We start from the raw sequence: 10,100 nt of genomic DNA, 5'->3' as shown, positions 1-10,100 counted from the left end.
GCCGGAACCCGGGCCACGGCCGAGCAGCCAGAACTCCGGGTTCCGGCGTGTCGGTCCGAGGCTCCCCGCTCACCCCTGCGACGGCTCCAGCGTCTCCAGGAACCCCAGCGCCACCCGCCAGGTCTCCTCCGCCGCCGGCGCGTCATAGTCCGGAAGATCCGGATCGGTGTAGAGATGCCCCACCCCCGGGTAGCGGTAGACCTCCACATCCGCCCCCGCCCGGCCCATCCGCAGATACCAGGCCGTCAGCCAGTCGTGCGGCTCGTACACATCCGGGTCGGCGACATGCAGCTGCACCGGCAGCTCGTCCACGGCGGCGTCCTCCGCGATGTCGGAGGTGCCGTGCAGCAACAGCAGCCCCCGCGCCTTCTCGTCCCCCAGCGCCAGGTTCTGCGCGACGGCCGCGCCGAGCGAGAACCCCGCGTAGACCAGTCCCCGGTCGGAGTGGGGCGCCGCCGCGACCACGGCGCGCCGCAGCAGCTCGTCCAGCCCGATCCCGTCCCGGTACTGGCGCGCCTCCTCCACGTCGTCGAAGACCCGCCCCTCGTACAGGTCCGGTGTCCACACCGTGTGACCAGCGGCCTTGAGCCGCTCGGCGGCGGCCCGGACCCCGGGGCGCACTCCGTAGACGGAAGAGAAAAGCATGATGTCCATGCCGCCAGGTTACGTTCGAGTACATGGAGAACGTGCTGCGCCCCGTGATCGTCCTCGGCGGCTCCGTCGTCCTCACGCTGTTCGTGGGATGGCTGACCGACCGGCTGCTGCGCCGTGCTGACGCCCGGCACCCCGAGACCCCGCTGTGGGGGATGCTCCGCCGCTGCGGGGTCCCGCTCCAGGTCACCCTGGCGGCGGCGCTCCTCAGAGGGAGCTTCCGCGAGGCCGGGGTGGCGTTGCTGCGCGACCACCAGGCAGGGCTGGGCCGCGCCCTGACGCTGGTGCTGATCGGCGCCTCCGCCTGGCTGGTGGTACGGGTCGCCATGGCCGTCGTGGAGTCCACCTACGCCCGCTACGCGGCGGCCACCCGCGACCCCGCCCGGGTCCGGCGGGTCCGCACCCAGGTCACCCTCATCCAGCGGGTCGTCATCGCGGTGGTCGGGGTGGTCGCGGTCGCGGCGATGCTGCTGACCTTCCCCCCGATGCGCGCGGTCGGCACCTCGATGCTCGCTTCGGCCGGTGTCCTCGGCATCGTCGCGGGCGTGGCCGCCCAGTCGACCCTCGGCAACCTCTTCGCCGGGCTCCAGATCGCCTTCGGTGACATGGTCCGGATCGGGGACACCGTGGTCGTCGACGGCGAGTGGGGCACGGTCGAGGAGATCACCCTCACCTTCCTGGCGGTACGGACCTGGGACGAGCGGCGGATCACCATGCCGGTCTCCTACTTCACCAGCAAGCCGTTCGAGAACTGGTCCCGTGGCGGCGTCCAGATGACCGGCACCGTCTACCTCCATCTGGACCACTCCGCGCCCGTCCCGGCCATCCGCGACCAGCTGCGCGAGATCCTGCGCGACTGCCCGGCCTGGGACGGCCGCGACTGGTCGCTCACGGTCACCGACACCACCCCCTCGTCCATCCAGCTCCGCGCCGTCGTCACCGCGAAGGACGCGGACGATCTGTGGACCGTACGGTGCGCGGTGCGCGAGGAACTGGTGGCGTGGCTGTACGCGCACCACCGGTACGCCCTGCCCCGGGTGGTGACGGCCACCGCCCCCGACAGCCCGCCCCACCCGGCGCCCCCGCTGCTCCCCCGTACCCGTACCGACGCCTGAGGCGTCCCTGACCGGAGCCGGAGCCACCGGGAGCGACGGCGCTCTCAGTGGCTCCGCTCCGCGCCCCCGTTGACCTGCACCACCTGCGCCGTGATGTGGCCCGCCGCCGAGGAGGCCAGCCAGTGCAGCGTCTGCGCCACATCCCCCGGCCGCGCCACCCGGCCGGTCGCGGTCTCCGCCACCCGCCGCCGCACGGTCTCCTCGGGGATGGCCGCCCCGAAGAACTCGGTCTCCTCCACCAGCCCCGGCGCCACCACGTTGACCGTGACCCCGCGCGGCCCCAGCTCCCGCGCCAGCCCGAAGGCGTACGGATGGAGCGCCGCCTTCGCCGCCGCGTACGCGGGCAGCCCCGAACCCCGGTAGGCCGCGATCGACCCCAGGAAGAGCACCCGGCCGCCGGGGGTGGCCAGATGGTCCCGGAGCGCCTCGGTCAGCAGCACGGCGGTCAGCGTGTTGAGCCGGAAGTTGAGCGCCCACTCATGGGCGAGGGTCTCCAGCGGATCCGCGTACTCGCCCCGCTCCTCCAGAGTCCCGTTGCCGCCCGCGCTGTGGACGAGGACGTCCACCGTCCCGTACTCCCGCTCCACGAAGGCGGCGGCCCGGCGCACCCGCTCCGGTTCGGTGAGGTCGACCGCGTGATGGGCGGCGCCGGGCAGCCGGGCGGCGGCACGGGCCAGGACCTCCTCCCGGCGGCCGAGCAGCACGACCCGGTCGCCGTCGGCGGCGAACACCTCGGCCGCCGCGAACCCGATGCCGGTCCCCCCGCCACTGATCACCACGGTGCGCGCCATGGTCCGGATCCTACGAGCGTCCGGCGCCCCCGGCGCCCGGGTACACCCGGTTGCCGCACCGCCGGCTCGCGCGGTGACGGGAACGGTGTGCCGTGGCCCCGGGGCGTCCGGTCCTGGGGCGCTCCCACCCGGGCCGAAACCCCCAGGGGCGAGGCAACCGCAAGGCGCCGCTGATGGATCGGGCCGGGTCGGCGGCGGGCGTCCGCCCTCGGCCACCCGGGCCGCGGGGCCCGGCGGGATCCCTGGTGCTGCGACCGGAAACGTGCACCAGCCCGCGACGCCCGGCCCGGCACCAGCAGCGGCCTACAGCTCCCGGCGCATCGCCCGGTGCCCGATCGCCGCCTCCCAGAACTCCTCGCCGTACGGGCTGTACCCCAGCCGCTCGTAGAAGCCGAGCGCCCGCGTCTGCGCGTGGAGGTCGACCGCCGTCAGGCCGCGCTCCCGGGCCGCGTCCTCGATGGCGCGCACCAGGGCCACGCCCACCCCGAGCCCGCGCGCGGCCGGGACCACCGCGAGCCGTCCGAGCACGCCGACCCCCAGGTCACCCCCGGTGCGCTCGGTGGCGTCCGGCCCGTGGAGGAGCCGCCCGGCGCCCAGCGGGGTGCCGTTCTCGCCGACCGCCAGCACATGGACGGTGTCGGCGCCGATCTCGTCGTACCGGTCGTACTCGATCTCCTGGGGCACCCGCTGCTCGATCACGAAGACCTGACCGCGCACGGCGAAACACGCCTCCCGGTCGGCGCCGCCCGCCGCGATCCGTACCGCGAAGGGGCGGCGCCCGGCGCTCACGCGCTCTCCGCCGCGATGGCGTCCAGGGCCTTCTGGAGGTCGTCGGGGTAGCCGCTCTCGAACTCGACCCAGCCGCCGTCCGAGGGGTGCTCGAAGCCCAGGCGCACCGCGTGCAGCCACTGCCGGGTCAGCCCCAGCCGCTTGGCCATCGTCGGGTCGGCGCCATAGGTCAGATCGCCCACGCAGGGGTGGCGGTGGGCCGCCATGTGCACCCGGATCTGGTGGGTGCGCCCGGTCTCCAGCTTGATGTCGAGCAGGGAGGCCGCCCGGAACGCCTCCATCAGGTCGTAGTGCGTCACCGACGGCTTGCCCTCGGCGGTCACCGCCCACTTGTAGTCGTGGTTGGGGTGGCGGCCGATGGGGGCGTCGATGGTGCCGCTCATCGGGTCCGGGTGGCCCTGCACCAGCGCGTGGTAGCGCTTGTCGACCGTACGCTCCCGGAACTGCTGCTTCAGCAGGGTGTAGGCCCGCTCCGACTTGGCGACCACCATCAGCCCGGAGGTGCCGACGTCCAGCCGGTGCACGATGCCCTGGCGCTCGGCGGCGCCGGAGGTGGAGATCCGGTACCCGGCGGCGGCGAGCCCGCCGATCACGGTGGTCCCGGTCCAGCCGGGGCTGGGGTGCGCGGCCACACCGACCGGCTTGACGATCACCACGATGTCGTCGTCGTCGTGGACGATCTCCATGCCCTCGACGGGCTCGGCCACGATCTGCACCGGGGCGGGCGCCTGGGGCATCTCGACCTCAAGCCAGGCACCGCCGTGCACCCGCTCGGACTTCCCCACGGCCGCGCCGTCGACCAGCACCTTCCCGGCCGCGGCCAGCTCGGCCGCCTTGGTACGGGAGAACCCGAACATCCGCGAGATGGCGGCGTCGACGCGCTCGCCCTCCAGGCCATCGGGTACGGGCAGGGTGCGGATCTCGGGAAGCGTGCTCACCCGTCGAGTATGCCTTGTCCGCATGGCCGCCCCGAACGCCAGCCCGACGACAGGGCCCGCCACCCGGACCGGATCACGGCCCGGCGCAGTCGTCCGAGGGCACGCGGGGGCACCCGGACAGAGTCGAGCAGACCAGGCGGCTCAGACAGCTCCGGCACCTCAGTCCTCGTGAACGGTCCCGTCCGGATCGAGCCCCTTGAAGGAGAGGATCACGATCAGTACACCGCCGCACACGATCGCCGTGTCGGCGAGATTGAAGACGGCGAAGTGCGCCGGGGCGATGAAGTCGACCACCGCGCCCTCGAAGACACCCGGGGCCCGGAAGATACGGTCGGTGAGATTGCCCAGCGCGCCACCGAGCAGCAGACCGAGCGCTATGGCCCAGGGCAGGCTGTAGAGCTTGCGCGCCAGCCGGATGATCACCACGATCACGGCCGCGGCGATCACGGTGAAGATCACGGTGAAGGCCTCGCCGATACCGAACGCGGCGCCCGGGTTGCGGACCGCCTCGAACTGGAGCCACTCGCCGATCACCTCGATCGGCGGATGGTGCTCCAGCTTGGCCACCACGAGCATCTTGGTGCCAAGATCGATCAGATAGGCGATGACCGCGATCGTGAGGAGCACGGCGACCCGGCGTCTGCCCTTCGGCTGCCCGGCGGGGGACGCACCCCCGCCTTCGGCCTCCCCGTCAACATCCGGGTTCACATCCGGCGTACCGATGACGCTCTCCGCCTCTGCCACGTGAGTCCCTCAACCTAGGTGCCTGACTGACGTCGAGGGTACGGCACACGCGTACGGAATCAGCCCCGGCGTTCCTGCTTCTGTTTGCACTCGACACACAGGGTGGCGCGGGGGAACGCCTGCATACGGGCCTTGCCGATCGGCTTGCCGCAGTTCTCACAGCGGCCGTAGGTCCCCGCGTCGAGCCTCAGCAGGGCCCGCTCGGTCTGCTCCAGCATCTCGCGGGCCCCCGCGGCCAGCGCCAGCTCGTGCTCGCGGGTGATGTTCTTGGTGCCGGTGTCGGCGTCGTCATCGCCCGCGCCACCGCCCGAGTCCCGCATCAGCCCGGCCAGCGCCGTCTCGGAGGCGGTCAGCTCGGCGCCGAGCCGGGCGGCCTCGCTCACCAGCTCACGGCGGGCCTCGTCGACCTCCTCGGGGGTCCAGGGATCCTCTCCCGGCCGCACGGGCAGTTCCCCGGGGGCCGTCGCGGCCACCGCGGTCGTGGGGCTCTCCTCGGTGGTCAGGGTCTTCTTCGCTCCCACCGGCCTGACTCCTGTCTGCTGCGCGGCCTTGGCCGCCCCCTGTGCCGCGGACGCGGCCTTCGACGCGGCCGGTCGGGCCGCGGACTTCCTCGCGGGCGCCCGGCTGGCGGCCTGACGGCCCTCGGGCGCCGGTTTCCGGGGTGCCGCGGCCCCGGGGGCCACGGCCTGCTCGGCGATGGTGCTCTCCAGCGCGCCCTTCGGTGAGCGCGCGGCCTTTGGAGCTGACGCACGGCGCCCGGCGGGGGTTGCCTCCGCACCGGCGGACACGGTTCCGGCAGCCGTGGACGCCCGGCCCCGGCCCGCCGCCGTCTCCTTCTCCGGCGCCTTCTCCGCCGTCTTGCGCACCGCCTTCTCCGTGCCCTTCTCCGCCCCGCTCTCCGTGGCCCCGGCCGCCCTCTTCGCGGGAGCGGCCTTCCTCGCGGCGCTCTTCCCGGGCGCCACGGCCTGCTCGGCGGCCTTCTTCGCGGTTCTCCCGGCGGTTTTCCTGACCGTCTTCTTGGCCGTCTTCTTCGCCGCGCTCTTGGCTGTCTTCTTCGCCGCGCTCGTCGCCGGGGACTTCTCCGGGCTCGTCGCCGCGCTCTTCTCCGGGGGCTTCGCCGCGCCTTTCTTCGGGGCCCGCGTCGCGGCCGAGGCCGACGTCCCGGCGGCGGCCACCCCTCCGGGCGTGGCCTCCGCGTCCGGTCCCTCACCGGGCTCCGCCGGATCGGACGGCCCTGGCGGGTCAGGCCGAGGCGGCGTGGCCGTGGTGCCCACGGCACCGCTCTTCCCGGCGGCGCCCTTCGTCGCGGCGCTCTTCTTCGCCACCATGACCGCGGCCCCTTCACATAGGGTGATCTTGCACGCGAATCGTGCTGGGACGATAAATCGGCCCCAGCCCCGCGGCAAACGGGGCACGCCGCCGTTCCGGCCCACCCCGGTCTCGGTGCGACGGACCTGCAACCGTTGTGCCCCGCTCCCCGCCCCGTAATCCGCGCCTTCCCCGCGGCCGGACTCCACCGGCACGCCCCTGGCCATTCGGGTCATGCGCCGGCCCTCCCGCGGCCGCCGTCCGCGGGCCCTGCGCGCCCCGCCGATATCCGGTCGGACGACCCCGGCGAGGGCCCTTACACTGGGCGGAGCGAAAGGCTTGGATGGGGACGAGTAGCGTCGTACGCAGCCATGAGCGACCCGGGGACGGTGAGAGCCCGGGGGCGAGCGCGATGCGAAGGATCACCCCGGAGCCGCCGGAAGAAAGCCCTGAGGACTGCCCAGGGCGAGTAGACCCGGCGTCGCGGCCCCAATGAGGGGGCGGTGTGCGCGCACACCGCCAAGGAGGGTGGTACCGCGGGAGCACAGTGGCTCTCGTCCCTCCGACGGTAGAGAGTCTGTCCGCCGGAGGAGTTTCGATGACACCCCCGCAGTACCGCCAGGTGCCCGCCCAGGTCGACCTTCCCGCGCTGGAGCACGCCGTGCTCGACTTCTGGCGCGAGAACAAGATCTTCGACAAGAGCGTGGCCGAGTCCGAGGGCCGCCCGGAGTGGGTCTTCTACGAGGGCCCCCCGACCGCGAACGGCATGCCGGGCGCGCACCACATCGAGGCCCGCGTCTTCAAGGACGTCTTCCCCCGCTTCCGCACCATGCGCGGCTACCACGTCGCGCGGAAGGCGGGCTGGGACTGCCACGGCCTCCCGGTCGAGCTGGCGGTCGAGAAGGAGCTGGGCTTCTCCGGCAAGAAGGACATCGAGGCGTTCGGCATCGCCGAGTTCAACGCCAAGTGCCGCGAGTCGGTGACCCGCCACACGGACGCCTTCGCCGAGCTGACCCAGCGCATGGGGTACTGGGTCGACCTCGACGACGCGTACCGCACCATGAACCCCTCGTACATCCAGTCCGTCTGGTGGTCGCTGAAGCAGATCTTCGACAAGGGGCTGCTGGTCCAGGACCACCGGGTGGCGCCCTGGTGTCCGCGCTGCGGCACGGGCCTGTCCGACCACGAGCTGGCGCAGGGGTACGAGACGGTCGTCGACCCCTCGGTCTTCGTCCGCTTCCCGCTGACCTCGGGCCCGCTCGCGGGCACGGCGTCGCTGCTGGTGTGGACGACGACCCCGTGGACGCTCGTGTCCAACACGGCGGTCGCGGCCCACCCCGAGGTCCGCTATGTCGTGGCGACCGACGGCGAGGAGCGGCTGGTCGTCGCCGAGCCGCTGCTGGAGAAGTCGCTCGGAGAGAACTGGGAGGCGACCGGCGAGTCCTTCACCGGCGCCGAGATGGAGCGCTGGACGTATGAGCGCCCGTTCGAGCTGATCGACTTCCCCGCCCCGGCCCACTACGTGGTGAACGCGGAGTACGTCACCACCGAGGACGGCACCGGTCTGGTGCACCAGTCGCCCGCCTTCGGTGAGGACGACCTCAAGGTCTGCCGCTCCTACGGGCTGCCCGTGGTCAACCCGGTCCGCCCCGACGGCACCTTCGAGGAGGAGCTCCCGCTGGTCGGCGGCGTCTTCTTCAAGAAGGCCGACGAGACCCTGACCGCCGACCTCGACGCCCGCGGCAAGCTCTTCCGCCATGTCGCGTACGAGCACAGCTACCCGCACTGCTGGCGCTGCCACACCGCGCTCCTCTACTACGCGCAGCCGTCGTGGTACATCCGTACCACCGCCGTCAAGGACCGGCTGATCGAGGAGAACGAGAAGACGAACTGGTTCCCCGACTCGGTCAAGCACGGCCGCTTCGGCGACTGGCTCGACAACAACGTCGACTGGGCGCTCTCCCGCAACCGCTACTGGGGCACCCCGCTGCCTATCTGGCGCTGTGAGGAGTCCCATCTGACCTGCGTGGGCTCGCTCGCCGAGCTCTCCGAGCTGACCGGCACCGACCAGTCCGGGCTCGACCCGCACCGCCCCTTCATCGACGCGGTCACCTTCCCCTGCCCCCAGTGCGCGGGCACCGCGACCCGTGTCCCGGAGGTCATCGACGCCTGGTACGACTCCGGGTCGATGCCGTTCGCGCAGTGGGGCTACCCGTACCAGAACAAGGAGATCTTCGAGAAGCGCTACCCGGCGCAGTTCATCTCGGAGGCCATCGACCAGACCCGTGGCTGGTTCTACACCCTGATGGCGGTCGGCACGCTGGTGTTCGACAAGTCCTCGTACGAGAACGTGGTCTGCCTCGGCCATATCCTCGCCGAGGACGGCCGCAAGATGTCCAAGCACCTGGGGAACATCCTCCAGCCGATCCCGCTGATGGACCAGCACGGCGCCGACGCCGTCCGCTGGTTCATGGCTGCGGGCGGCTCCCCCTGGTCCGCGCGGCGGGTGGGGCACTCCACCATCCAGGAAGTGGTGCGCAAGACGCTGCTCACCTACTGGAACACGGTCGCCTTCCAGGCCCTGTACGCCCGGACCTCCGGCTGGTCCCCGTCGGCCGCCGACCCGGCCCCCGCGCAGCGCACGGTCCTCGACCGCTGGCTGCTCAGCGAGCTCAACGCGCTGGTCGACCAGGTCACCGGGGCCATGGAGACCTATGACACCCAGCGCGCCGGAAAGCTGCTCTCCGGTTTCGTCGACGACCTGTCCAACTGGTACGTACGGCGCTCCCGGCGCCGGTTCTGGCAGGGCGACGCGGCGGCGCTGCGCACCCTGCACGACGTGGTCGAGACGGTCACCCGGCTGATGGCCCCGCTGGTGCCGTTCATCACCGAGCGGGTCTGGCAGGACCTGGTGGTTCCGGTGACGCCGGAGGCGCCCGAGTCGGTCCACCTCACCACCTGGCCCGCCGCCGACCTCAACGCGATCGACCCGGAGCTCTCCCGGCAGATGGCGCTGGTGCGCCGACTGGTCGAGCTGGGCCGGGCCACCCGCGCCGAGTCCGGGGTGAAGACCCGTCAGCCGCTCTCCCGCGCCCTGGTCGGGGCCACCGGTTTCGACGCGCTCTCCCCGGAGCTGCGGGCCCAGATCACCGAGGAGCTGAACGTCTCCTCGCTCGCCTCGCTCTCCGAGGTCGGCGGCTCCCTGGTCGACACCACCGCCAAGGCCAACTTCCGCGCGCTGGGCAAGCGGTTCGGCAAGGGAGTCCAGGCGGTGGCGAAGGCCGTGGCCGCGGCCGACGCGGCGGCGCTCTCGCTCGCCCTGCGCGACGGCACCGCCGAGCTGGAGGTCGAAGGCGAGACGATCACCCTCTCCCCGGATGAGGTGATCATCACGGAGACCCCGCGTGAGGGCTGGTCGGTCGCCTCCGACGCGGGCGCCACGGTCGCGCTCGATCTGGAGATCACCCCGGAGCTGCGGCTGGCGGGCCTGGCCCGCGACGCGATCCGGCTGATCCAGGAGGCCCGTAAGAACAGCGGGCTGGATGTCGCCGACCGGATCGCGGTGGTGTGGACCGCCTCGGACTCCGCCACGACCGAGGCACTGACCACCCATACCGCCCTCATCGCGGACGAGGTCCTGGCCACGGAGTTCACCGCCGCCCCGGCGGACGACAGCTACGGCCCGGCCTTCACCGACGAGCCGCTGGCGCTCACCTTCCAGCTCCGGAAGATCTGACCCACCCGGCCCCGGAAGGGGGTGGCGG

8 protein-coding genes are annotated in these 10,100 nt (G+C 72.5%); 2 read left to right on the top strand and 6 right to left on the bottom strand.

From position 1 onward, the window contains the following. Window positions 1-69: 69 nt before the first annotated feature. Window positions 70-654, bottom strand: coding sequence for a dienelactone hydrolase family protein (locus tag ACFVIM_RS28595; RefSeq protein ID WP_384307164.1), 585 nt, complete (start codon window positions 652-654; stop codon window positions 70-72). 23 nt (window positions 655-677) lie between these two features. Here ACFVIM_RS28595 and ACFVIM_RS28590 point away from each other — a divergent pair, with 23 nt between their 5' ends. Beyond that, complete coding sequence (locus ACFVIM_RS28590; protein WP_384307161.1) at window positions 678-1,766, top strand: mechanosensitive ion channel family protein; 1,089 nt, start codon at window positions 678-680, stop codon at window positions 1,764-1,766. Between the two features lie 44 nt (window positions 1,767-1,810). Here ACFVIM_RS28590 and ACFVIM_RS28585 read toward each other — a convergent pair whose 3' ends face one another. From ACFVIM_RS28585 to ACFVIM_RS28565, 5 genes are all read right to left on the bottom strand, one after another. Further along, a complete protein-coding gene (locus tag ACFVIM_RS28585; protein ID WP_384307158.1) occupies window positions 1,811-2,557 on the bottom strand; it encodes an SDR family NAD(P)-dependent oxidoreductase in 747 nt (248 codons plus the stop codon). A gap of 303 nt (window positions 2,558-2,860) precedes the next feature. Next, window positions 2,861-3,346, bottom strand: coding sequence for a GNAT family N-acetyltransferase (locus tag ACFVIM_RS28580; RefSeq protein ID WP_384307155.1), 486 nt, complete (start codon window positions 3,344-3,346; stop codon window positions 2,861-2,863). Continuing rightward, complete coding sequence (locus ACFVIM_RS28575) at window positions 3,343-4,284, bottom strand: RluA family pseudouridine synthase (protein ID WP_384307152.1); 942 nt, start codon at window positions 4,282-4,284, stop codon at window positions 3,343-3,345. The genes ACFVIM_RS28580 and ACFVIM_RS28575 overlap by 4 nt, the downstream gene beginning before the upstream one ends. A 159-nt stretch (window positions 4,285-4,443) precedes the next feature. Next, entirely contained in the window at window positions 4,444-5,028 is a 585-nt protein-coding gene (lspA, locus tag ACFVIM_RS28570) for a signal peptidase II (protein ID WP_384307149.1), read from the bottom strand. Between the two features lie 59 nt (window positions 5,029-5,087). After that, window positions 5,088-6,356 (bottom strand): TraR/DksA C4-type zinc finger protein, encoded by a 1,269-nt coding sequence (locus tag ACFVIM_RS28565; RefSeq protein WP_384307147.1) that lies wholly within the window; start codon window positions 6,354-6,356, stop codon window positions 5,088-5,090. A 578-nt stretch (window positions 6,357-6,934) separates the two neighbouring features. On the opposite strand from ACFVIM_RS28565, the gene ileS reads away from it, so the two are divergent. Next, window positions 6,935-10,072 carry an isoleucine--tRNA ligase gene (ileS, locus tag ACFVIM_RS28560; RefSeq protein ID WP_384307144.1) on the top strand — a complete coding sequence of 1,046 codons (3,138 nt, stop codon included), beginning with the start codon at window positions 6,935-6,937 and terminating at the stop codon, window positions 10,070-10,072. Window positions 10,073-10,100: the final 28 nt, after the last annotated feature.

The organism is Streptomyces sp. NPDC057638, from assembly GCF_042800315.1.
Classification (GTDB): Bacteria; Actinomycetota; Actinomycetes; order Streptomycetales; family Streptomycetaceae; genus Streptomyces.
This window is presented reverse-complemented; position numbering and strand designations above follow the sequence as displayed.

Bases quoted from the DNA above. Each gene is read 5' to 3' on its own strand.
- ACFVIM_RS28565 (WP_384307147.1), bottom strand. From the start codon at position 6,356: ATGGTGGCGAAGAAGAGCGCCGCGACGAAGGGCGCCGCCGGGAAGAGC.
- ACFVIM_RS28595 (WP_384307164.1), bottom strand. From the start codon at position 654: ATGGACATCATGCTTTTCTCTTCCGTCTACGGAGTGCGCCCCGGGGTC.
- ACFVIM_RS28590 (WP_384307161.1), top strand. From the start codon at position 678: ATGGAGAACGTGCTGCGCCCCGTGATCGTCCTCGGCGGCTCCGTCGTC.
- ileS (WP_384307144.1), top strand. From the start codon at position 6,935: ATGACACCCCCGCAGTACCGCCAGGTGCCCGCCCAGGTCGACCTTCCC.
- ACFVIM_RS28585 (WP_384307158.1), bottom strand. From the start codon at position 2,557: ATGGCGCGCACCGTGGTGATCAGTGGCGGGGGGACCGGCATCGGGTTC.